At 46.1% G+C, this 24,724-nt stretch carries 20 protein-coding genes and 1 other annotated feature (1 of these 21 cut by a window edge); of the genes, 8 read left to right on the top strand and 12 right to left on the bottom strand.

All coding sequences use genetic code 11. The features are described from left to right. Positions 1 to 187, bottom strand: a binding site (T-box leader) (it extends 16 nt beyond the left edge of the window). A 37-nt stretch (positions 188 to 224) separates the two neighbouring features. The 4 genes from LHUE1_RS11610 to ezrA all read right to left on the bottom strand — a co-directional run bounded on the left by LHUE1_RS11610 (position 225) and on the right by ezrA (position 5,600). Then, the gene (locus LHUE1_RS11610) at positions 225 to 893 is read right to left on the bottom strand and encodes a redox-sensing transcriptional repressor Rex (protein WP_049169432.1); all 669 of its coding nucleotides are present in this window, start codon (positions 891 to 893) and stop codon (positions 225 to 227) included. 295 nt (positions 894 to 1,188) lie between these two features. Beyond that, positions 1,189 to 2,406 (bottom strand): tRNA uracil 4-sulfurtransferase ThiI, encoded by a 1,218-nt coding sequence (gene thiI / locus LHUE1_RS11605; protein ID WP_049169433.1) that lies wholly within the window; start codon positions 2,404 to 2,406, stop codon positions 1,189 to 1,191. Between the two features lie 16 nt (positions 2,407 to 2,422). Further along, positions 2,423 to 3,580, bottom strand: coding sequence for a cysteine desulfurase family protein (locus LHUE1_RS11600; RefSeq protein ID WP_047106020.1), 1,158 nt, complete (start codon positions 3,578 to 3,580; stop codon positions 2,423 to 2,425). A gap of 316 nt (positions 3,581 to 3,896) precedes the next feature. Further along, positions 3,897 to 5,600, bottom strand: a complete 1,704-nt coding sequence (gene ezrA / locus LHUE1_RS11595; RefSeq protein ID WP_049169435.1) for a septation ring formation regulator EzrA — start codon at positions 5,598 to 5,600, stop codon at positions 3,897 to 3,899. Positions 5,601 to 5,776: 176 nt separating this feature from the next. On the opposite strand from ezrA, the gene LHUE1_RS11590 reads away from it, so the two are divergent. Beyond that, positions 5,777 to 6,259 (top strand): GAF domain-containing protein, encoded by a 483-nt coding sequence (locus LHUE1_RS11590; protein WP_025013882.1) that lies wholly within the window; start codon positions 5,777 to 5,779, stop codon positions 6,257 to 6,259. Between the two features lie 175 nt (positions 6,260 to 6,434). Next, entirely contained in the window at positions 6,435 to 7,046 is a 612-nt protein-coding gene (rpsD, locus tag LHUE1_RS11585) for a 30S ribosomal protein S4 (RefSeq protein WP_010488729.1), read from the top strand. Between the two features lie 511 nt (positions 7,047 to 7,557). On the opposite strand, the gene LHUE1_RS11580 is transcribed toward rpsD, so the two are convergent. Beyond that, complete coding sequence (locus LHUE1_RS11580) at positions 7,558 to 7,899, bottom strand: helix-turn-helix domain-containing protein (RefSeq protein ID WP_049169436.1); 342 nt, start codon at positions 7,897 to 7,899, stop codon at positions 7,558 to 7,560. Between the two features lie 361 nt (positions 7,900 to 8,260). Here LHUE1_RS11580 and LHUE1_RS11575 point away from each other — a divergent pair, with 361 nt between their 5' ends. The 6 genes from LHUE1_RS11575 (at position 8,261) to LHUE1_RS11550 (ending at position 16,452) form a co-directional block, all read left to right on the top strand. Beyond that, complete coding sequence (locus tag LHUE1_RS11575; RefSeq protein WP_039639065.1) at positions 8,261 to 9,493, top strand: IS110 family RNA-guided transposase; 1,233 nt, start codon at positions 8,261 to 8,263, stop codon at positions 9,491 to 9,493. A gap of 282 nt (positions 9,494 to 9,775) precedes the next feature. Continuing rightward, positions 9,776 to 13,081: a LysM peptidoglycan-binding domain-containing protein gene (locus tag LHUE1_RS11570; RefSeq protein WP_049169437.1), complete on the top strand. Its 3,306-nt coding sequence runs from the start codon at positions 9,776 to 9,778 to the stop codon at positions 13,079 to 13,081. Between the two features lie 118 nt (positions 13,082 to 13,199). Next, a complete protein-coding gene (locus tag LHUE1_RS11565; RefSeq protein WP_049169438.1) occupies positions 13,200 to 13,880 on the top strand; it encodes a hypothetical protein in 681 nt (226 codons plus the stop codon). Positions 13,881 to 13,977: 97 nt separating this feature from the next. After that, positions 13,978 to 14,469 (top strand): hypothetical protein, encoded by a 492-nt coding sequence (locus tag LHUE1_RS11560; protein ID WP_049169439.1) that lies wholly within the window; start codon positions 13,978 to 13,980, stop codon positions 14,467 to 14,469. A gap of 13 nt (positions 14,470 to 14,482) precedes the next feature. Continuing rightward, positions 14,483 to 15,436: a hypothetical protein gene (locus LHUE1_RS11555; protein ID WP_049169440.1), complete on the top strand. Its 954-nt coding sequence runs from the start codon at positions 14,483 to 14,485 to the stop codon at positions 15,434 to 15,436. Positions 15,437 to 15,723: 287 nt separating this feature from the next. Next, on the top strand, positions 15,724 to 16,452 hold the full coding sequence (locus LHUE1_RS11550; RefSeq protein WP_217774553.1) for a hypothetical protein: 729 nt from the start codon (positions 15,724 to 15,726) through the stop codon (positions 16,450 to 16,452). Positions 16,453 to 16,636: 184 nt separating this feature from the next. Here LHUE1_RS11550 and LHUE1_RS11545 read toward each other — a convergent pair whose 3' ends face one another. The 7 genes from LHUE1_RS11545 to LHUE1_RS11515 form a co-directional block, all read right to left on the bottom strand. Beyond that, positions 16,637 to 17,476: a DUF1129 domain-containing protein gene (locus tag LHUE1_RS11545; RefSeq protein WP_049169442.1), complete on the bottom strand. Its 840-nt coding sequence runs from the start codon at positions 17,474 to 17,476 to the stop codon at positions 16,637 to 16,639. Continuing rightward, positions 17,448 to 17,816 carry a PadR family transcriptional regulator gene (locus tag LHUE1_RS11540; RefSeq protein WP_049169443.1) on the bottom strand — a complete coding sequence of 123 codons (369 nt, stop codon included), beginning with the start codon at positions 17,814 to 17,816 and terminating at the stop codon, positions 17,448 to 17,450. The genes LHUE1_RS11545 and LHUE1_RS11540 overlap by 29 nt, the downstream gene beginning before the upstream one ends. 168 nt (positions 17,817 to 17,984) lie before the next feature. After that, positions 17,985 to 19,289 carry an APC family permease gene (locus LHUE1_RS11535; protein WP_049169444.1) on the bottom strand — a complete coding sequence of 435 codons (1,305 nt, stop codon included), beginning with the start codon at positions 19,287 to 19,289 and terminating at the stop codon, positions 17,985 to 17,987. Beyond that, entirely contained in the window at positions 19,282 to 20,031 is a 750-nt protein-coding gene (locus LHUE1_RS11530; protein ID WP_049169445.1) for a gamma-glutamyl-gamma-aminobutyrate hydrolase family protein, read from the bottom strand. The genes LHUE1_RS11535 and LHUE1_RS11530 overlap by 8 nt, the downstream gene beginning before the upstream one ends. A 298-nt stretch (positions 20,032 to 20,329) precedes the next feature. Then, positions 20,330 to 22,504, bottom strand: coding sequence for a Tex family protein (locus tag LHUE1_RS11525; protein ID WP_049169446.1), 2,175 nt, complete (start codon positions 22,502 to 22,504; stop codon positions 20,330 to 20,332). Between the two features lie 118 nt (positions 22,505 to 22,622). Continuing rightward, on the bottom strand, positions 22,623 to 23,135 hold the full coding sequence (locus LHUE1_RS11520) for a hypothetical protein (protein ID WP_049169447.1): 513 nt from the start codon (positions 23,133 to 23,135) through the stop codon (positions 22,623 to 22,625). 175 nt (positions 23,136 to 23,310) lie between these two features. Continuing rightward, positions 23,311 to 24,492, bottom strand: a complete 1,182-nt coding sequence (locus tag LHUE1_RS11515) for an RNA-guided endonuclease InsQ/TnpB family protein (protein ID WP_213291544.1) — start codon at positions 24,490 to 24,492, stop codon at positions 23,311 to 23,313. Between the last annotated feature and the right edge of the window lie 232 nt (positions 24,493 to 24,724).

Raw genomic sequence — 24,724 nt, 5'->3', positions numbered from 1 at the left:
CTCGCGGTACCACCTAAATTGGGAATAACTTCCCCACTTAATTCAGGATAACGGCTGTCACCGGCCATTCCCTACTCACTTCAGGACGGCAGCTCACAAGCTACAATCACGACCCCTTTTCGAGATTCACACCAACCATCTCGTCGCTGGGAAAAAAGATCATGACCCTCTTGATCATTGCATTAGCTGCATTATAACCCGCGGACATGGCAGGGTCAACGCTGTCATGATTGCTTCAAAGGTGCTTTTTGCTCTTGTGTTAACTTATTTTGATGGTCAACAAACAGTAACGCTTGTAATTCACTGGTCAAATCAATATAACGAATTGTTGTTTCGGGTTGGGCGGGAACCGGCTTAGGTGCAAAGGTCAAAATCGCCGTTATGCCATTAGCTTCAAGTTGGCTAATCACTGCTGCCTGCGCAGAACTCGGCACGCAGACAATCGCGGTGTGCATGCCTGGACGGACTTTTTCGGATAAGGTCGCCAAGTTATAAATCGGAATACCGGCAATTGTCGTCCCGATCAAGCTGGGATCCGTGTCAAAGCCCATCACAATGGATAAGTCGGGATTACGTCGAAAATTATTGGTCAGCAACGCCCGCCCCAGATTCCCACAGCCTACCAACAGCATCTGCTCTTCGGAGTGAACCTCTAATAGCTCGCCAAAAACTTCCGCAAGCAAATCAACTGAATAGCCATACCCGCTGCGGCCTAGGTCGCCAAAATTAGAAAAATCGCGGCGAATAGTCGCGGGGGCAATATGCACCATCTTGCTTAACCGATCCGAGCGCACCCGTTTGACACCCGATTGTTGTAAAGCTTTGACCGTTCGATAGTAAACCGGAATGCGTTTAATCGTTGCTTGCGACAATGCTTGTTTATTGACGACCAAGATGAACACCTCCGCACCTATTTGTTAAGCATTTCACATATTTAGTTTAACAGATGTAAGCGATTTTAGCCACCTTTTTCATGGCAAAAAATTGGCGAATAGCAGATTGCGCTTCATGTTGACCCAGTTACCAACGTTGCGGAAGATCGTCGTCTATAAGCATCCGAAAAGGGTTTCGCGAAGCCGCGGCTAAAATGATGAGATTTTTTGTGAACTTTTTCTTTTAGACAACAAAATAACACCGGGCGGCAGAGGCAACAAAATCATTACCATCTGCGTCCGGTGCCATCAAGCTTTAAAGCAACTCTGCAATAACGTCCTGATCCTGATTCATAAACTGATCCGAGGACTTGATCTCCTGAACCTTGATTCCGGCTAATGCACGCGTCATCAGCCCGTCAACATCCAGTTTGCTTTCATAATAGCGCGCGCGATCGGTCTTGGGTTTGGTCTTCGGGGATGGCGGCGCAAAAATCGTGCAACAATCCTCAAACGGCATGATCGACAAGTCATACGTGTCGATTTTTTCCGCTTCGGCAATGATTTCATTCTTGTCCATCGTCGCGACCGGTCGAATAATCGGCATGGTCGTCACATCGTTAATTGCCGCCATGGACTCCAAAGTTTGTGACGCTACCTGCCCGACCGATTCACCGTTGAAAATGGCCAGGTCGCCCCGCTGCTTGGCAATTGCTTCGGTGAGGCGCAACATCATCCGACGTTGAACCGTCATCAAATAGCCTTCCGGAACTTTTGCTTTGACGTCTTCCTGGATTTCGGTGAACGGTACTTCAATAAAGTAAATCCGCCCGACATACGGGGTCAATTTAGCCGTCAGCTGCTTGGCCTTATTTAACGCCTGTTGGCTGGTATAAGGCGGACTGAAAAAGTGCACCATTTCAATGTCCACACCGCGCTTCAACGCATAATAACCTGCCACCGGCGAATCAATGCCGCCGCTAAGCATCAACGCAGCACGACCAGCCGTCCCGACTGGCAAGCCACCTGCACCCTGAATGGTCTTGGTTGACAGATAAATAGCCTCACGCCGAACTTCTACACGCAAAATCATATCAGGATGATGCATTTTAACCACTAGATCCGGCCGTTTATCCGTCAAAAAGTCACCGAGGTCCAGATTCATCGCATTCGTGTCCAAGGCAAAGTCATGGTCACTACGCCGCGTATTCACCTTATAGCTAATGCCTTTAGGTGCCGTTTCGTTCATCAACTGCAAGGCAACTTCATGCACTTTGGCCATATCTTTTTCAACGGCAATACTCGGGGAAAAATTCTGAATGCCAAAGACCTGTGACAGCCGTGCCATCACCTGATCACTGGGTTCGCCATTCAACTCGATATGCATCCGGTCCCGTTTTGGCCGAATCGTCAGCTTAGGGAACTCATGCAACGCACGCGTCACGTTCCCATTCAAGCGCCCGATGAAGGCCTGGCGATTCTTGCCCTTGGTCGAGAGTTCGCCGTAACGAACCATAATTTCTGAATATTGCATCTCAAAATCCTTTCAGTTAAACAGTCGCCTTATCGAGCTTGGCAAACTTCGCATAAATCTGGTCAAATGCGTCATTAAACGCATCAGCCTCAGCTAACGTATTGGCTTCATCAAGGCTAACCCGAATCGCCGATGTCGCAATTTTCGGATCAGTATGCATCGCTGCCAGCGTACTGCTTTCCGTGCCTTTTTTGCTTGAGCAGGCGCTCGTTGTCGAGATATAAATCGCATGATCTTCAAACGCATGGACAATCGTTTCGCCGCGCACCCCGGCAATAGCAAAACACAGAACATGCGGGGCAAAATCCGGCGTTAACTGACTAAACATCGTCACTTTAGGCTTTTGGCTGACATGATCGTAAATACGCTTGCGAACCGCCTGCTGCTGGGCAACATTGTCGTCTTCGTTTGCTAACAACAACCGCAACGACTTCGCCATCGCCGCAATTGCCGGGACATTTTCGGTTCCTGAACGCCAATCACGCTCCTGGCCACCACCGGTCAGCAATGGATCGATCATGCGGCCTTCCTTGGCATAGATAAACCCGGTACCGCGCGGCGCATGGAATTTGTGCCCGGAAAAACTGAGAAAATCAATCCGAGGATCCTGCAATGCGCTATCCAAGCCCTTACCAACCGCCTGAACCGCATCAACGTGGAAATGAATATTGGGATAAGCATCCAAAACCCGTGCGGCCTGAACAATCGGCTGCATACTGCCAATCTCATTGTTCACAGCCATGATTGAAACCAGAATCGTATCCTTCCGAATCGCGGCCTTCAAATCATCGATATGAATAAAACCGCGGTGATCAACCGGCAGATACGTAACTTCAAAGCCCAACTTTTCAAGTTGTTTCATGCTATTCATCACAGCTGGGTGCTCGATACTGGTCGTAATCAAGTGCCGGCCAAACTCACGCTTCGCCATGGCCGTTCCCTTAATCACCCAGTTATCGCCTTCCGTGCCGCCGCTGGTAAAATAAATTTCATCCGGCTTAGCCCCAATCAACTTGGCAATCTGCGCCCGTGAACTCTGCAAAACCTCATCAGCCTTCGTCCCCAGCGCATGCAAACTACTCGGATTACCAAAAAAATCCGTGCTGACCTTATTGTAAGTCGCCAAAGCATCAGGCGAAATCTTAGTCGTCGCACTATTATCAAAATAAATCATCAGCCGGCCCCTTCCGTTATTTAGACTGGGTTGAATTATAGACAAAAAGTTAGTAAGTTTCAAGAGCGCGAACCAGCCCGGTTAGAAACCGGAGTGTAAGTGGCCTTGGGCGTGATGGCCCGGGTTTGGCCATTGCGTCCAAGGTCCTTACACGCAGGTTTCTGGGCTGGTGAGCGCGTTTTTGCGCCAGAAAGCTGCAATCTATTTAGGCTTGAAGCCCTTATGTGAAGATTTCTGCGACTGTGAGAGCCAACAGTCCCAACCCCCTCACGCCAAAACAAAAGCCAGCCCAATCAGACTGGCTTCTCAATAACTCCTAATATAATGAAGCTTTCTTCCGCGCAAGATAAGCATCTTCAACCTTCTGATAACTCCCCTGCTCGGTCTGTTCCAGCGCCGTGGCAAGTGTATCCGCAGCCTGCTGATAATCAAAATGCAAATAAAGTTCCGTGGCATGCTTCACGGCATCGGCCACCGGCTTAACCGTTGTCTTGTAGCGGTTAGCATACTGCATCAATTCTTCAGTCAGACCGGCAGCATCTATCAACGCACTGGTTGCCTTCTTCAAATCCTCAATATCGTTGGCAATTTTAATCAAGAACTTCGCAATCGCATCCATATCGATTTTAACTTGATTCAAATCGTGATTCAGCTGTTCGATTTCCGAGGTGACATGCTTCACCTGATCTACATAATCCTGCGGCAGTCCCGGCAAGTGGTGGCGAACAATTTCATGTTTGATATTGCGCATATCAAGCTCAAAGTTTTCTGCCTGCTTATTGGCAACAATCTCGCCTTTCTTCAAACCGGCCACATCTTGATTAATTTGAACCTGGTGCTTTTCAATTTCGGTTAATTGTTCTTTAGTCGCATCAAACCTGCCAATCACATCAGAATAAACCGCTTTGCCGGCCTCGATGGCATCAGTGTCTTTCGTATAATTGGCATCAATCGTGTCGAGTTGCATTTTTAGATTTTTAGCCGTTTTGATTTCATGATGATTCAGGGTATAACTTTGATCCAGATGCTCCAGCTCGGTTTGTAGCTCGCGATTCTGACGCAACGCATGGTCAATGAAACGCCGCAAGTCAGGGGTAGCCGCGTCAACCCGCTTCTTGGCTTGCATTTCCTTTTCCATAATCGCATACATCTTGTCGATCTCGGCTTCGATTTCGGCATTAGCCGCAGCAGTTGCAGCTACGTCAATCGACTTCAATGTGGCGTTCGCGTCTTTCATTTTTGCTTCGACGTCCGCCACCATGCCTGGGATATCATCCGTGAAAACATAATGGGCGGTGGTTAATTGCCGATAACCGTGTTGGATTTCATTAATCTGACCAGGGAACTCATTGACCTGTTCATTGACCAGCGGTGGCAATTCTTTGACCTGCTTTTTTAACTCGTCCATTTGTTCAGCCAACTGCTTAATCTCTGCCTTGGCTGTTTGGTGATCGCCATCGTTGTTGATCTGGTCGATTTTTTGGAATAACTGGGCAAGTTGTTGCAGCCGTTGTTCCAACGCCGGCTGGGCATCGCCGAAAACAAAACTTTTGGCAAGGATGGTCTTGCGGGAAACCTGATAATCATCCCGCAGTCGCAACATTTTGCTCCGATTATCTGCTTCATCATGCCGAATATCCTGCAAGGCATCGCTAATCAGCTCATATTGGTGGCGGGCCGTTTCGATTTTGGCTTCCAACACTTTTGCAATCTTAGAGGCGTGATCAAACCGGAATCGTCTGACCTGATCTTCCAAATCAAGCAAAATTTTCTGGAGATCTGCCAAGTCATGATCGTTTAATTGATCAAACGCCCGCTCCCATTTGCCAAACGTCGCAAGGCTGTCGCCGGTCAGCTTCAGTTGCTCAATGCTGCGGACTTGACTCGAAAGCGCACCAATATCAATCGCCTCGACCTTTTCGTCTAAGTTCTTGATGCGAGTCTGAAAATAATGCTGAAGCCACCAGACACCGCCAGCGGCCACAATTATAATCACGACGATAATAAAGAACCAGATCATCCCTACACCCTCTGCTTTACCGATTATCTTTTCTGATTGCATTTCGCCCGCTTCACAGCTAAAATGCCGTTAAGTGTCAAAACACGAGAATATCCTAGCTACAAGTATCGCAAAAAAAGCCTTCAGTTAAAAGGCCTATATGCCGCTTTTCATAAATTCCTAAAAGGACTGATCAAATGACGACTCTCGATCCCATCATTATCGACCAACTCGATGGCTTACTCACAGGCGAAACCAACCCTATTACCGCACTCGCCAATGCCAGCGCGTTGCTAAACGATAGTATGACCGACCTCAACTGGGCCGGTTTCTACCTTTTTAATACCAAAACCGGGCAGCTCGACCTCGGGCCATTCCAAGGTAAAGTTGCCTGCATGCACATTCAGCCAGGCAAAGGCGTTGTCGGCACCAGCTTCCAGCAACAATCCGTCATCCGCGTTGCGAACGTTCACGAATTTGCCGGCCACATTGCTTGCGATTCCGCCAGCAATGCCGAAATCGTGGTTCCTATCAACGTTGACGGTAAAACAGTTGCCATCATGGACATCGATTCGCCAAAATTCGATCGGTTTAGCGAAGAAGACGAAAAGATCCTGACGCAATTCGGGCAGACACTGGCCGCACATCTTGACACTGCCGCGTTAAACACGGTATACTAGCTCGCGTGTAAAATAATGCAGCAGCGGCCGGCATGGTCGGCTCCAGTCCTGCCTCGGCGTTAAGCCGGTGACAGTAGTAACCGCGGCTGCAAAGGTGAACCTTTGCAGGACTGCCCGTGTGCTAAAGCCGCAATTCGTTATTTTACTCCAAATAAAAACTTGGAGGAATATCTATATGTCTCGTTATACTGGTCCTCGCTGGAAGCAAAGCCGTCGTCTCGGCTTGTCCCTTTCCGGCACTGGTAAAGAATTAGCTCGTCGTCCTTATGCACCTGGTGATCATGGTGCCAACAACCGTCGGAAGATCTCCGAATACGGTCAGCAATTGCGTGAAAAGCAAAAGCTACGTTGGATGTACGGCTTAAACGAACGTCAATTCCAGAACCTGTTCCTGCGCGCCGGCAAGATCAAAGAAGGTACCCATGGTGATAACTTCATGATCCTGCTCGAAACCCGCTTGGACAACATGGTTTTCCGCTTAGGTCTGGCTTCCAGCCGTCCGCAAGCACGCCAACTTGTTAACCACGGTCACATCACCGTTGATGGCAAGCGCGTTGATATTCCTTCCTACGAAGTACAGCCTGGTCAAGTGATCGGTCTTCGCGAACGCTCACAAAACCTCGCCATCGTCAATGACGCCATCGAGAACACCGTTTCCCGTCCGGCCTACGTCACCTTTGACGACAACAAGAAGGAAGGCTCCCTCGTTCGCTTACCAGAACGTGGCGAACTCGAACCAGAAGTTGACGAATCACTGGTTGTTGAATACTATAACCAGAAACTTTAATACTTTTGACCACGAATGCCTCTACACCGGCGTTCACAGCGATTTATCGCGTGCGGTTGCGTGCACTCAGTTTAGCTGGTCAAACAATTGCCGAACACGTCCATCTTGGGCGTGTTTTTTTGATATTAATGTAATGTCGGTCAGCTACACCATATTTCATTAGGAAAGGTACGGGCACGCCGTCTGACGGAAAATCACCCCCTCAAAAATATGGGTACCCTACTTCGTTCAAATCTGTTTGTACAAATAATAAACCATCCTTCACTCAACTATTCCTCTTGATGGCTGTGTCTTTAACGCAGTTTAACTATAACTGAACTTAAGGGACAAATGATATGTACGTCATTCTAACCTATGCTTTCCATGAAGAGCATTGGGTCCCAATCCACCAACATCCACTTTTGCTTTACAGTAAAACATTTCCCAAACCTGCATATCTAAAAAGCTGCCCAAGCCCTAAAGGATTTGGACAGCTTTTTTGGATCACCCTTTTCTAGATGTTTCCCATTAATTATTGCTTATCTTCGGCGTCACGGAAATCGTCCAATGCTAAATCAACAATATTTTGAAGTGATTGAACAAGTTTTGGATTATTGAGAAGAACCACTGAGGCAGCTAAATGCATCTGCGGATTTTCATCATCTTCTATTGTAAAGAACTCGTGGTAATTGACCCCCAAAGCTTTAACAATCCTTTCCAATGTTGCCAGTTTAATATTAGGCCGCCGCCCATTCTCTATTCTTGCCAGCATTGATGCGTCCATCCCTGCCATATTTGCAAGCTGCTCTTGAGAAATATGCTTGCTCATGCGCAGATCACGAATTCTTTGAGCAACTTGTTCTGGTAATGACACTGACATCCCTCCTCGTATATTTAAATTACAACCAAGTTCTTGGATAGCTCCGTACTTGGATGTTGCGTGATATTCTCTAGTTGTTCATTGGATTTGGGTCCAACTGGTATAGGCTTTTCCCTCCTGTTGCTAGCTATTGCTAGACTTCACCCCGAGACTGCCGCCCAGATGAATCGAACAAGCACAAACCACAAGCTGCGGGGGCTGGAGATCAGTTCGGTGACTCGCGTTTCACCGAGCAGCTACTGATCCTCAGACAGACTGCTCATACTGCGAGGAAGTACTGTAGGTTCATAATTAGGGAATATCGCGCAGCGCCCAAGCCTATCCATAAATCAGAACAGAAAGGAGGTCCAATTCGATGAACTTGAATGTTGGTATTGATGTTTCAAAAGCAAAGCTTGATTACTGTGGCTTGGATTCTGCCAAGAAGGTTATTTTCCAGGACAAGACCACGAATACCCCTGACGGGGCCGGCCAAATTGAGAAATTAATCCTGGAATGGGCTAAACGCCAAGATGATTCACTAAAGATCGTGATTGGCATGGAAGCCACCTCGGTGTACAACATCCACCCCACACTTTACTTTGAACAAAGCTCAGCGCTCAGTGCGTTGGATGCCACTGTCGTCACGTTGAACCCCAAGATGACTCATCGTTACAGCCAATTGTTCGATGACGACAAGACTGATACCATTGATGCCTTCCACATCGCAGACTTTCTGCGCATTGGCCGGTATCAAGTGCCAGTGACCCGCGACGAGAAACACATTGCCTTACAGCGGCTCACCCGCGAACGGTATCACGTCGTCAAACAAATTACAGATGGCAAAAACCACTTCCTCAACAATCTGTACTTCCGATTGAACACACTGGAAGCTGAGCTACCGACTTCTGTGTTCGGAAACACGATGATGACGGTGCTTAGCGGTGAAAAGTACACACTGGACGAAATCGCTCAGATGCCCTTACAGACGCTTACTCAAGATCTTAACCAATTGTCCCACGGTCGCTTTGGTGACCCAGAGGCGATCGCTAAGGCCTTACAAAAAGCCATCCGTAGCTCTTATCGCTTGAGCAAGACGGTTGCCGATTCTGTTGACCAGGTCATGGCGATTTACATCAACCAGATCCGGATGTTACAAAAGCAACTAAAAGCCCTAGACAAGAGCATCACCGACCTGTGTGCCGTCATTGATGGCTCACAGTCAACGCAAAGTATTCCAGGCGTTGGCCCAGTCTACTCGGCTGGACTACTGGCTGAAATTGGTCAGATTGAACGGTTTCCGAGTGAAGCTAGTTTGGCAAGCTATGCCGGACTGGTTTGGCGCAGAAGTCAATCCGGAAACGGTGAGCGGCAACTAACGCCGCGCACGCATAACGGCGATCAGTACTTACGCTATTACCTAATTGAAGCTGCCAACTCGGTAAGAGCGCATGATCCCACATTTGCCAGATTTTACGACAAGAAATACCGGGAGGTGCCAAAATATCAACACCGACGTGCTTGTGTCATGACTGCAAGAAAGCTGGTACGCGTGATCTATGCATTACTTAAAAACCACGAGTTGTATAAACCAGCCAAAGCGGTCTAGCGCGCCAAGCGTCAAGTTAGGGCTTTAGATTCACCTAGAGAAATTACTAAATCCCTGGGCTGGGGGAAGTATACCCTCTGAAAAATGAAACAAGTCTAGATAATTTGAATCACTCCCTTGACTTCAGACCACAAGTCTCGTTTTCGCTGATAATTCAACGCTAAACGAATACAAAGCAGAAAATCAGTGCTAAAAAGTCAATATAAAACAAATTATGGACTCCAGAGTAAATTGAAGGTACAATGAAGTCGCTCAAATAATTACTGTTATGGAGGGGTAAAGATGAAAAATTCTCGGAAACGGCGTCGACTGCAGGTTGCTCTTGAAAAGCAGTCACACCGTGTTTCCCTGGTGCATAGCAAGCATCGTGGCTGGTTTACTTTGGGGTTAACCAGCATTGGGTTGGGGATAGTAGCTGTTGGGTTGGCAGGACAAACAAATGTGGTAAATGCTAGCAGCAATCAGCAAATTACCACACAAAAGTCAACATCAACGACTGGACGTGTGTGGACTTTGCGGCCAGTTAGTCAAATTGAAGCTCAAATTAAAGCTTCAAATAAAACTGTTTACGACATTCAATGGGGTGACACTCTCTCAACAATTTCTGAAGCCTTAAATCATACAGGATTCACCACTTCAGTTAATCGTTTAGCTGAGATCAATCACATTGCTAATGTTAATTTGATTTATGCAGGCGCAAAGTTGTACTTACAAGGATCTGGGGAAAATGCAACGGTAACAACCAAAGACGCCGCAGGAAATGATCAGACTTATAATCTGAATCCTGCAAAACCTGCGATTGTCACACCTCAGCAAAACTCAACTGGCTCAAATGGCCAGAGTATCGGCAATGAGAAAACCACCGTTACAGATGCTGCGTTGATTGCTGGGCACAATCATTCAAATACCGGAACAAGTAATGACAAGTCTGTCCCAAACAAGAACGATATTGACGCTGCCATCAAAGCAGCTAAAGAAGAGCAGGCACGACTACAAGCAGAACGGGAAGCGGCGGAAAAGGCGAAGCAAGAAGCCGAAGCCAAGTTGACCGAATTGCTCAATGCGGAAAATGGTCAGACCCTGGCACAACTCCAGACGAAACGAACGGCTGCCCAAGCCGCTGTCGATACCGCCAAAGCTAAAGTTCAAAGTACCACGCAAGCGCTGCAAGCTGCCCAACAAGCGTATGCAACGGCTAAACAAGCCGCAGATACCGCAACGGCCAATACGGCCTCCAAACAAACGCAAGTTGACACCGCAACGGCTGGCATTAACTCCCAAACCAGCCAGATTCAGAGTCTCCAGGCGCAACTGGACACCATTAATGCCGATGCGCAAGCGGCCAAAGATCCGGCAACCCAGGCCAAAGTGGCCACCCTTAAAAATGCCCTGACTAAGGCACAACAAGGTTTGCAAACCTATGAGCAGCAACTCAGTCAAGCCAGTCAACAACTGAGTACCGCAAAACAAGCCGAAACGGCTGCTCAGCAAGCCTTGGCTAATGCCAAAAATCAGTTGGATAGCTTTAATGGTCAAGTCACCAGCGCTAATGCCGAGTTGCAACAGGCCAACACCAATTTGGCGGCCTTGCCACAACAGGCGACCGCCAAAAATAGTGACCAAGCCAAGCAGCTCAAAGCCGACCTGGCCAATTATGATGCCCAATTAACGACGCTGGATGGTCAGCTCAAGACCTTAAATGACCAGATCCAAGCTTGGCAGCAGACCATTGCGGCTGTCCAAACCAAATTGGATCAGGCCAAGGAGCAAACCACCAAGGCTAACACAGCGAATGTGGCCGCTCAGGCAAACGATACCACCAGTGCCGGTCAGCAAGCGCAAACCACGATTGACCACACCAACGCCAACATGCCGAAAGACGATCACGTGCCAGTGAATACCGACAAGCAGGTCACGGTTAAAGTGGACGAACAAGGTCATCAGTTGTCCGATACCACGGGCTACAAGCTCATCAAGACCAGCGCCCCGGTTAAGACCGTTCAGACCTTGGCCAATGGCGATACCATCACCACCTATACGACGACCGAAACCTATCACCAGATCCAGCACTTTACCAAGCAAGTAACGGTTAATGTCGACGAAAATGGCCAAACTCTCCAGTCCACTAATGGTTATACCAAAGCTTCTGGGGACGAAAAGACCACGACCAAGAAAGAAGTTACTCAAAATGGTGATGTCACGACTGTCATCACCACGACCGTGACCTGGAAAAAGGCCACCCAACAACCTGGCCAACGTGACATTTATGAGACGGTTAATAAAGACGAGCAGGGCAACCTGGTTACGCCTTCAGACGCTTATCATCTCATGACGATCCAACCGTCAACCAAAGAAACGACCGATCCGGATGGCACCATTGTGACTCATCACATAACGACCAATGTTTATCATAAGATCCAGTACTTTACCAAGGATGTGACGGTTAACGTGGATGAGAATGGTCACACACTGACCTCAACTGAAGGCTATAACCGGATTAAGGATGCTACAAAAACGAGCAGTAGAGACGAAGTGGCTAAGAATGGAGATACTACCACAGTCGTAACGACGACGATTCTTTGGGAGAAACCTAATTCCAACCCAAATCACAAAACTGTCAAAATTACTGTTAAGAAAGACGAAAATGGAGACGTACTTGTAAATACAGACGGCTATCATTTGATTTCACGAAATACATCTTCAGAAAATACGACTGATAATGATGGAAATGTCACGACTACTGTAACAACAACAGAAATCTATCACAAAATCCAACACTTTTATATCAATTCCCCAACCGTCATCAATATTGATGAAATGTCCGGCGAAAAATTGACCAGTACAGCCAACTACATTGAGGTTGACAAAACGACCTCTACGCAAGATCACACGGCAGCAAACGGTGATATCTATTCCGTCACCAAAACAGTTTTAATTTGGCGTAATAAGAGTATCGTCATTGATCCAATTGTTGCTGCCATTAAGAAAACCGATGATCCGATGACAAAAGCCATTTCAGATCAAATTACTAAAGACGATACACAAGTCGATATCCAAGAAGCCGAAACCTATACTAATTCCGAATTATCTTTGCGTGTAGCCAAGTTATTTAACGAAATGGTAAATAAGGAGCAAACGCGAACCGGCCACACTTTAACCAAACTCAATACATTGCCAAAAGATAATCTAGCTATGGCCGAACGAGCTGTTGAGGTCATGTACGACTTCAATCATGGTTCACCTGACAAACAAGTTCCAGGCAAGCAATATAGTCCCGGTTGGGTGAACGGCGAGCCCTCACAGACCTTTAACACCGAAAACATTTCACAATCAAGTATTAAAAAATCCGCAGTTGTAGGAAATCTTGATAACCTCATCAAGGAAATTGCTAATGCCATGTATCAACAATATATTACTGATGAACTACCTGAAAACAATGATGGAAAAGTTGGTGGACATTACGACAACATAATTAACAGTAATTTTGATTCATTAGTTGCTGCCGTATATGTCGTTGATACGGGCAGTTACTACCGAGTTTCTACTGCAGTATCCACAGGGAGAATGGGAACCTATATGCTTTACTAGCAGCTAAAGCACATGCCTCTTCTTGTTATCCACGACAACTAAGCCACGTTGGTACCAGAATATTTCTGCACAGGTTCGATTCCTGTGGTGGCGCTTATCAAAATTAAGGGGGTGAACTATGAAAAAGATGAAACGTATTTGGCATTTTTCTGGCCAATTAAAGTTCCGACAATATATCACAATCCCGAGTCTTGCGCTGGCTCTAATCGCTATTACCTTGGTGCTCACTGACTTGGGAAATGTATACTCTGACTTTCGGGACATGTTTATAATGTCTTTTGCCAGTTCAGTTCAATCTTTATCTGTCTCCATCCCGCATTTGATCTTCTCACTTCTGATCGCGTTAGTGTTGTATACCGACTGTCGGTTTTATCCCTTTGTTCGTCTAAAAACTGACAAACTATTAGCAGACGACAGCAGACCGATTAACCCCATGCGCGATGACGAACTTCCTTATGCAACAAGAACGACAACGAAGGTCACTGCCGAGGTTGATAAAGATATGTTTGGGAATGTGAAGTGGGAACGAAATTTTTTCGATGATGTTAAACGAGACTCCCATGGTATTCCTATTCCCAAGATCACTGCAAACGCCACGTCGCATACCGAAACCTTTCAACCTGGCAAGAATGCTAATGAGGCTTTAGGGCTTTTGGGCATGTTTATTAAAACCCTTTGGAATTTTTTGGTTATGTTTCTAAGTTGTACTTTCGCTTTCGTTACGGGTTGGCAAATCATTTATAAAATGCAACAAGCGGCAGAAAAAGACCATCAGAACTTATCGAATGATAACCGGTAATGATTGGCTGATTTTTCGTTCTATTGAGTTTTGCTACTGAACTTCATTAAAAAAAGCTAACTGTCAAATAACAGTATCTTTGGAGGAGATGTTTACAATGATCAAAGAAAATCAACTACGACAACAATTAGTTCGCTTTAAGTTTCATGATTCAAAGGGCGGGCTTTCTTTGTCATCCGTGCAAAACGCACTCGCGGCCAACGCATCAGCTGCCCAATTGCCTGTTGCTTTTGCCACTGATGAACTTAAAACTGGTGGTTTATTTGGTTCATCTGAGTCTTGTCTTCTCATGTATCATCCCGAACACCCCAACGATTATTTCTACTATGTCTTTAAAATGGAAAAACAAGCTGCCTTTGCCTTCGTGACAGCCTACCAAGCTGGACAAAGTGCAATTTTCGACAAAGGTGCTCGAAGGGAAAATCATATTGTTGATGTTTTTTCGGGAACCGGATCTAGCCATAGTGATTTTCTTGAAGGCTTAACACGTAAAGGCATTAAGTTCTTAAGTGGCGATAAGGAGAAGCGCAAACAAGCCGAAAGAGATTATTACGCACTAGTGGCATCAGAAATCATCGAAAAAATGTGATATGGAGAAGAACATGAAAACTATTCGAACATTAGCACTATTAGTCTCTATGACGATCCCGCTAACTTTGTCTGCATGCAGTTCAAATCAGAAAAGCACTCAATCGGTTAGCCATTCCAGCACTGCAGCAAGTACCACTCGCTCTAGCAACTCCCCTTCTTCTGCCTCAAAGGCGTCCTCAAAGTCACTGCATCCTGAATACTTAGCCGATGCAATTCAAGTAAAGGGAACATCAGATCATGCTAGCGCAGTTCTTAACGATCAATCAGTTGCAAAAAAGATGATTGATCTTAAAGGCAAGAGTTTGGGATTAACTAGTGACCAAATTGACAAATTCTCTAAAAAAATTGCCCCTCAAATTCGAATTTTTGCCGAAAGTGGTGACAGCTATGATCAAATAGAAACCGCAATGGATGCCTTTTATGGTGATTATGGTGACGTGGACAGCAGTTTAAAAAGTAAATTTGAGGCGCTGGAAAAGTATGCTCAGCAATTCAAAGGAACTATTAAACGAGATGATGACACCTCTCGTCCTTTGTTTAATATAAACAACACAATCAGCAATGTTCAGCAGGGTGACGCATATTTGTTGACATTGACACACAACGGCAAAGAAGTGGCCCAAAAACGTTATGTCGTCGGAACTATTCCCACTGGAAAAAAGATTGACGTAGCAACGATCTTAAAAGGACATATGCTAAGCGATCCAACTGTCGGGTGGAAAGTAGATGATACAGCTGTCCAGATGATTGCTAGTGACCTAGACATAACAACAGAAAGTAACGGTTCAAAGTTTGATAGTTTGGATGTACAACTAATTCTCGATTCTGCGGTGAAGAAACATGACGCTTCCAAAGTAACAGTTGATTTGGATCAATTTGCCCAAGATTTAAATAAGAAGAGGCCTCTAGATAGTCCCTATGTTTTTACGGGTAATGGTATCATTACGATTCCTTTCCAAGGATAATGATTTCGCATGACCTATAATCGGTATTCCTGCTGCATATACTTCCTCAATTTCAAGAGAATTTTGTTCACAGGCAGACTAAGCATATAACACAGCACCGACAAATCCAGCTTGCAAAGAAGCATAAGCTGGTTTTTGTTGTATCTAAAGGCCATCCTCGTAACCTACATTGACCATCAGTTAACGGAGAACAAATAAGCTGTGAAGGCCGTGGATATTCGATGGCAAGGTCAAGAATTCTAATCCACAATCACAGCATAAAATTAAATCTTTGGAGGAATAAACAAATGAGAATTAGAAAAATTGCTATTGCATTGACTTTACTACTGGGCACTATTGTACTAAGCGGTTGCAGTCATAGCAATAGAACAAGTAATAGCACAAACAAAATCACAACAAATCAATCTCTCCCTGACAACAGAACAGTTGTGAATTCAATCATGCATAGTCCAAAACTACAGATATTCTTTCAGGCACCCATACCATTGGATAAAGATTCTCGGCCGGGGTCTGTTTACCTTATAAAAAATGACAGAGTAGCAGAATTAACGGTTCAATCTGATCCCCACGACGCGAACGGAAGAAATCTTCCTTCGATAACTTTCGGTGAAATTGCACGGCTGAAAACCACAGATAAGATACTTCAGCGGTTAAGAAAATCATATGGTGATTCATGGCGCGATGCTGATACAAGCAAAGTCGGAAAATTTACATACTCCCAAAAAGTCAAATATGCTCTAGATACAAACCATACTAATAACAAAACAAAGAGTATAACTCTTATTTATCACTTCTCAGAAGACCCAGCTCCGAGTGACAACGCACATTACATCAGTTTTTATTTCCCCGCCCAGAACCAGCAACTTTATTCCACACATTTTGCCGGCTACGTAAGCGACGAACAAGGGGGAGAAACCATAATGACAATTGTACCTAACAGTAAGACTTTCTATTCTCTTGACAAGAAGGACAAGAAACGATTTATCGTCAATCCAAATTATCAAAATTACAAATAAGATTGGTTCCCCGCTAACTATTTTAAAATAGTGATCTTTAAATCTCGTGCTTTCATCATCAAAACACAAGCCAGTTTTAAAAAAGTCATACTTTCGTGTCTCATACTTGACACCGTAGTAAACTCAAATGAGCAAATCAACAGCCAAAATAGCCAGGATCTCAGCAGCAAACAATTAATCGGCTTCAATCATCCCGCTTCATCTTACGAACGGTCAACCAAATCAACACGTTAAAAACAATAATCCCCAAAATCAACACTGACGCCAAGCCGATCCGCCCTACTGTGCTCTTGAGCAGGAAAGGTTGCCAGGCCGGGACACGGGTGGCGATTCCGAGAACGGCCATGATACCGATAATCGGAACAAATGGTAACCACATTGTTTTATCGGCTTGCCGCCAAAAAGCAAATCCTAGGGCAATTAACAAGATAGCAATGAGTACAACGCCACTGACACCTGATAAATCAAGTTGCCAAGGTGTTTTCAAGAAGAGTGGCAGTAGGAACCCTGGCGCAATAAGCGCACAACACGCCAGCCAAAGGAGAAAGATCCTCCATCGCCCCCATTGCTGATTTCTTTTATAAGTTGTGTGCCCAATATAAGTGACAATTCCCAGCGCCACAAAGGTGAAATAAATGCCAACAAGAAGTTCTTCACCGATGTCCCAAGGTTGCGTTGGCATCATTAAGGCGGGAATGGTTGTTACCAAAAAATAGGTGATCAAAACATAACCGACCATTTTGAATGATTTAAACCAGCTGATCGGGACTTCAGCCAGAATATCATCGGCGGTTTCCTTTGGTTGTTTGCCAAAATACTCTACGGCTGTGACGCCATCTTTTTGTGCAGCTAAAATATCTGTCAGAATCGTGAGTAACTCTTGTTCGATGGCTGTGCTGTCCTTTAATACCGCTCCCGTACGCATATATACCAACAAATCCTCATAATAATGTTTATTGCCAGGTGTCAGTTGTGTACGGAGCTGATTATTTTCCTCAACGAGTTGGTCTTCCTTGGTCGTCATGGCTCACGCCCTCCTCTGCGGTTAATAATTGGGTAACATGCTGTGATAATTGGTGCCATTGCTGGATAAAATCATGACAGGCAACCATACCGTCCGAAGTAACTTGATAATACTTACGCGGAGGGCCGTCCGGTGATGACCTTAGTTGGCTGGTGATCAGCCCCTTTTTCTCCAAAGCCATGAGCAGCGGGTAAATGGTGCCTTTGGAAATTTCGGCAAAGCCATACTTTTCGAGTTCCTGGCTTAAAGTATAGCCATAGTATTCGCCGCGACTAAGTATGATCAAGACGCAACCTTGCAAGATGCCTTTGAGCATTTGTGTGTGCAAATCCTGGGCCATCTTTTTTCCTTTCTCTGCTAGTGGGTAATACCATCTAGTTCCTGCACATAATATACCCCAGGTCGGCCTAACATGCAATACATAATACCTAAAAACACAATGTCCGCAAAAAGCCAGCTGACTCTCCCAAGTCAAGCTGGCTTTCTTTTTAGAAAATTATTCTATAACTTACGACTTACCATGCTCCCGATACGTATACGTCAAGAAATAAAATGGCACCGCGATGACGAGCGCACCCAGTCCAATAACAAGCTGGCTGACCTGTACCTGAACCAGCAACCACAAACTAACCAAGATCGCCACTGCCGGGATAACCGGACCTAAAGGCAAATGGAAGGTGCTGCTCTTGTCTTTGGTTTTGGTGTGGGCAAAGACGATGACGGCCAAACAAGTTGGGATGTATTGAGCAAATCGCGAGACTGCGCTGATTTGCGCCAAGTAGCCAAATGTGCCGGAGTAGGCAATGATCAGAGTGATGGTGGCGGACACAATGATCGCAACGTATGGCGAGTTCACGCGATTACGTTTGGCCAGCAGTTGCGGCATCATGTGGTTTTCCGCAAGTGCTACGCCGGACCGTGGGGTGATGAAGGAGCTGGCCACCAATAGCCCGCCGGTTGAGAGCAATGTCCCAGCAGCGACTAAGGCGTTACCGAAGCCGCCTGCCACTTTGGCAAAGGCTGTTTGAATCGGTGTGTCAGTATTCGCCAACGCGCTGCCTAAAATGCCGGTGCTGACAACCTGAATCAGAATATAAAAGAGTGCGACCACCGTCATGACCGTGGCCACCGCTTTAGGCAGGTTACGCTTGGCATTTTTCATGTCACCTGCCGCAACCACGAGGCCTTCAAATCCGGTGAACGCGTAAAACATAACAACTGCGGCTTGGCCGAAGCTGCCGGATTTGTAACTGCCGCCGGGGAATAATGGCGTGAAGTTGCTGCCTTTAATAAAGAAAATGCCAATCGCAACGAATAACACCAGCGGGACCAATTTGGAAACACTAATAATGTTGTTGACAACGGTCGAAACCCGAACGCCGGCGATGTTCATCAGGGCTAACCCGATGACCATGACCGAAATAACCGCGTCTTTGATCACTGGCTGGTTCAGTGACGGAAACGTGCCGACCAAGGCGGTGGTAAAGGCAACTGCCATCGTGGCTTCGGCAATAATGCGAATCGCCCAAGTCACAAAGCCGACTTCAAAGCCGACAAAATCGCCAAACGCATCTTTCGCATATAAGTATGGGCCGCCATCACGATCAAAATAAGTGGCCGCCTGCGCAAAACAAAGCGCAATCGTAATCACCAGCAACGCATCAAACAATAACACGAAAATACTGGCGGAACCCATTAATTTGGCGGCTTGATTAGGTAAAAGAAAAATGCCGGAACCAATGATGCCGTTGATGCCAAGTAAAATCATACTCCAGTAGCCCATTTGCTCTTTTTTCACGATGCTATTATTCATGAGCCTCACCTCCTGCGCGTTTCACAATGTCGCTAAATAATGGTAATTGGTCGGGAAAACTCGGCCACATGTTCTCCGGATGCCACTGAACACCCAGAATCAAATCGGAATCTTTGCTTTCCACCGCTTCCACCACGCCATCAGGAGCCTGCGCGGTTACCTTCAAATCCGGCGCGACTTCTTTGACCGCTTGATGGTGACGGGAATTCACATAGCTGCTCGTGCCCATCAATGACGCTAAATGCGAACCGGGCGTGATCGCAACATGATGCGTTGGCCACTGTCCCGGCGCGGCTTGTGAATGGCGAATCGTGACTTTAGGGTTTTGGCTCGGTAAGTCTTGATACAACGTTCCGCCTAATGCCACATTTAAAATTTGAATACCACGACAAATGGCAAAAATGGGTTTCTTCGCTTCTAAAGTCGCCTTGATTAAGGCAATTTCAAACCGATCCTTTTGATAAGTCGCACGCCCCATGGCTTGAATGGGTTCTTCATGGTAAAACGTCGGGTCAACGTCCGGCCCGCCTGGCAAAACCAATCCGTCGAAAACAGCCACATACTGTTGTGCTAATGCTTCGGAAGCAGCATCATCTTCCGGATAAGGTAAAATCAAGGGTGCACCGCCAACTTTCACAATGGCGTTTTTAATCATATTGGGCGCCATGTCTGCGTAATTTAGATTAATGACAGGCGAAGGCGCGACCATTGAATCACCTGTAAGTGCGATAATCGGTCGCATTCTATCAGCTCCTTGTATTTTAGATATTCTTGTATTTTAATCTTTATATAATTATTTTCAACCAAAATCTTAATATAAGGCGGCAATGTTTTTGAGGTTGTACTCTTTAAAATAACGTTATTTCCTTACATCGGTGCCATTCGGGCCTTCAAGAACATCCATGTGTGCGTATTTCAAATCGAACCATTTTTTTCAGATGGTGACAAAAAAACGGATCGCCATCCGCAATTCAGGGATGACAATCCGTTTATCTAACTTGTCTGATTTACAGCTACCAAAAGCCGCCCATCATCATTGATTATTTTTCAGGGCCGACCATCGATAACTGAATGCGCTCGCGAGCCAAGTCCACCGATTCGATCCAGACTTCAACAATATCGCCAATGGCTACAACTGTTTTCGGATCGCGAACGAACCTGTGGGCCATTTTGGAGACATGGACCAAGCCGTCGTGTTTCACCCCAATGTCGACAAAAGCGCCAAAATCAACAACATTGCGCACGGTTCCCTCCAGCTTCATCCCCGGTTTCAGATCCGCCATAGTTAAAACGTCTTTGCGCAAAATCGGTGCCGCCATGTTGTCTCGCAAATCTCGGCCCGGATTCTGTAGGCTGGCGACAATATCTTTAAGTGTTTCGGCACCAACGCCTTCATTAACGAATGGTGCTAAGTCAACGTTGCTGACTTTGGCAACCGCTTGTTGATCGCCAAGGTCTGCTTCAGATAGACCTGCCGCGGCCAAAATCTTTTTGGCGACTGGATAACTTTCCGGGTGAATGTCGGTGTTGTCCAGTGGTTGCTTACCGCCAATGATACGTAGGAACCCAACTGACTGTTCAAACGATTTCGGCCCCAAGCGCGGCACTTTCTTTAGCTCAGTACGACTATTATAGCGACCGTTTTCATCCCGGTAGTGCACAATATTGAGCGCGATTGTTTTTGATAAACCGGAAATACGCGTCAACAGCTGGTAACTAGCGGTATTCAGGTTCACACCAACTCGGTTAACTGCGCGTTCAACGACCGCATCTACTTCATTAGCCAGCTCTTTACTCGGTAAATCATGTTGATACTGGCCAACACCGATTGACTCCGGATCAATTTTCACCAGTTCGGCAAGCGGATCCTGAAGCCGGCGGGCAATACTGATCGCGCTACGCTGTTCAACCTGCAAATCAGGAAATTCATCACGCGCTTCCTGACTGGCAGAATAAACCGACGCACCGGCTTCATTCACGATCACATAGTAAATATCGCGTTTAATCTGCTTGAGCGTTTCTGAAACAAACTGCTCCGACTCACGGCTTGCCGTTCCGTTGCCAATGGCGATCATGGTTACCTGATACTTTTCGAGTAACGCAATTAGCTCGGGGGCTGCTGCTTCGCGCTTCTTTTCCGGCGCCGGTTTGTGCGGATAGATGACCGCTTTATCGAGAAACTTACCATTCTCATCAACCACTGCTAGCTTACAACCGGTGCGGTAGGCAGGATCAAAACCGAGGACAACCTTGCCCTTAATCGGCGCCTGCATCAGCAAGTTGTACAGGTTCTGGCCGAATACTTTAATCGACTTTTCTTCAGCGTCAACGGTTAACGTACCGCGCACTTCCCGCTCAATAGCCGGGCCGACAAACCGCTTATAGGCATCCTGATAGGCGTCTTCAATGAACGCCGTTGCTTCGCTGTCAGGACGATTATCGATGATTTTAAAATGAAAATACTGCATGACCGAAGCCGGATCGACCAGCACCTTGACCGTCAGAATCTTTTCTTTTTCGCCCCGGTTAATGGCCAGGGTTCGGGTCGGAGTCATTTTTTTGATGGTTTCTTCAAAATCATAAAACTGCTGGTAAACGCCTTTTTCGTCCAAGTCCTTACCCTTGGTTTTAACTGTGGTGCGAATGGTTCCGGTCCGCATCGTAAAATTGCGCACCCAGTTACGAATGGCGGCAATCTCGCTGAATGTTTCTGCCAGAATTTCGTGCGCTCCGTCCAAAACATCCTGCACTGATGCAAGCTCTTTGTCCGCGTCTACGTATTTCTGCGCTTCGTCATTCAAACTGCCAGTGGGAAACGACAGCAGCCAGCGCGCAAACGGTTCAAGCCCCCGCTCTTTGGCAATGGTTGCCTTAGTTTGTCGCTTCTGCTTATAAGGTAAGTAAATATCCTCGACGTCTTGAAGCTTCGTGCTGGCGTGAATCTGCCGCTCCAGTTCAGGCGTCAGCTTCCCTTGCTCGGCAATGCTTTTGATCACCGCCTCTTTGCGATCCTGCAAGGCCGTCACATGCTTGTACGCTTCCTCGATCGCCTGAATCTGCACTTCATCGAGGCTGCCGGTCATCTCTTTCCGATAACGCGCAATAAACGGAACCGTATTGCCTTCTTGCATCAGATTCAAAACGGCGCTGATCTGATGATGAGTGATGTTAGTTAAATCCTGCTGCATTAACTGGACAGTTTGTTCTTCAATCAATTTAACGTTCCTCACAATTTCTACTTGGCTTCTTGTCGACTCAATAAGTACCATATTACCAAAATTGCGGATGTTTTTCTTTTAAGGATTCGTACTTTGACTGATTTTCGGCAAAAGATCAGTACTCGGTCGAGTTGCTTTCGGTCCGCAGCCACGCGTTATATTGATCGACATACCACTGATCAAATCCACGCCCGTTTTTGAGGTAAGTGTCCTTATTAGTTTTCATAACAAGCCCGATTAAGGCATTCTTCTCATCAGGTAACGGTGGTAATTTAGCGCGATTGTCGGTCAAGCTCTTGATAATCGATACTTTCGTGGGTCGTTGCAAGCCGTAATCAATCACCTTGACCGCTGCATAGCCTTTTTTATACCGATGCACGCGCGCATTGAATTGAACAATCTCGCCTTTGGTTAAAAGTCCCAATTCGGCAAACTGTTTCGTATAATTGAGCCAAAGATGATCTGTGACCTCTTGATCGCCAAGCATGACACGTTCAAATAAGATTGTTGGCAAAAAGCGCGTGTTGATTTTCCCGCGCGTTGTCCGCTTCATCCCAATGTCGGCATAAGTTGCCTGAAACGTGAAGCGTTCATCAGAACCCAACTTTTTAAGTTTTTCCCTAGTCATTTGCGCCTGCTATATAAAATGTGGAAGAATGTCTCTGCGACACCAATAAAGGTTTTATATATTTCCTTTCTTGATTGACAATCCTACATTTCATTTAGTCCCGTCAACAACGGTATTCCCACTCTGAAATAATTCAGCATGACAGTGACCGTCTCCTGAACTTTAAGGGTATAGCCTACCCCGTAACCTTTGATTTTGCATAAGCTATCAGATTCTCCACCGCATTTTCGTCTCGCCGCAACTTTACCCCACACTGGTAACAATGATAATCATCGTGACCAGTATGATGTTTCAAGTTTCCACTCAGCGTGATGCGTTCATCAGCGGTTTTCACATAACCACATCGTGAACAACGTTGGGTGCTGGGGTAAAACCGATCCGCCAGCACCAACGTATTGCCATACCAATCAGCCTTGTATTGCATGATCACTTTGAACTTGCCAAACAAGGATCGATGCAGATTCTTCGCGAGCCGTTTATTCATGCGCATATGGTGATTATCCAAATCCTCAATCCCAATTAGATCATAATCAGTGACGAGCATAGTCGTAAACTTTTGGAGTAAATCCGTTTGAATCCGTTCAACTCGTTGGTATTGACGCTTCAACTTGGCTCTCGTTGTGCGATAAGCCGCAGAGTTAAACCGCTTGGAATTTACTTTCCGCTTACGCGCTAATTGTCGCTGATAATGAGCAATGCGGGCGTAAAGTGGTGGCAGACGTTCAGGTAAGGTGGGTTGAGTCGCATAACCAGTTGACGTTTGATAGTCAAACTTGCCGATGTTGGCATCAACTCCAGTGACCATTAGACCCGGCTTCTTTTCAACAGAAGTCTGAACCTCAATTGAAAAGGAGGCATAGTAACCGTCAGCGTCTTGAACGACGCAAACCTGTTTCAATTTTCCTTGCCAGCGTGGTTGTTCCGCCAGCTTGATGTCATACCAGGCACCAGCACCATGAGGTTTATCTAAGCGCAACTTGCCATTCACAAGTTGCGCTCGATCCGTTTTAAATGTTTTGCGGGATCTTTTTTTAGATTTCCAGTTGGGCTTATCATGGTTCGGCATCTTCGGATTGAAGTAATTCTTCCACGCTTTACCTAAATCATTTACCGCGAGCTGTAAAACCCGGGCGGACTGTTCGTACTGCCAATCGGCTTTGTTCCAGACCAGCTCATCCCGTACTTTGCGTTCATTTGGTCGCAAAGTTTTGTCTGCCATCACCAAAGAAGCATCGTACATGGCGTTCCAAGTCTCAAGGGCCTGATTCCAAGCAAATCGGCGATAATTAAACAATCGCTCCAGTTCACGCCGCATCGTTGCATTGGGATAGAGCTTAATCTTATGCGTTTTAATCAAAAGTTGTCACCTCCTCTCAATTGGCTGGTTAAACGCCACTTTAGAGGAAGCTCAGAGTAAGCGTTCAAACCAATGCTAGCTAGCGGAACTTTGGTAAGAACCATCATACAGTATCGATTGAGGCTCTTGTCAAGATATTTTGCCAGTTAACTCGGTTTGAACACACGGACAGCTTCCACTTAATTATTATGTCCACGTTGTACCGCTTTATTCCATATGATTCAACATATTT

Origin of the sequence: Lacticaseibacillus huelsenbergensis, from assembly GCF_029726355.1 — a bacterium.
In the GTDB taxonomy this organism is placed as follows: Bacteria; Bacillota; Bacilli; order Lactobacillales; family Lactobacillaceae; genus Lacticaseibacillus; species Lacticaseibacillus casei.
Note: the sequence above shows the minus strand (reverse complement) of the source record. Positions and strands in the feature narration are given on the sequence as shown.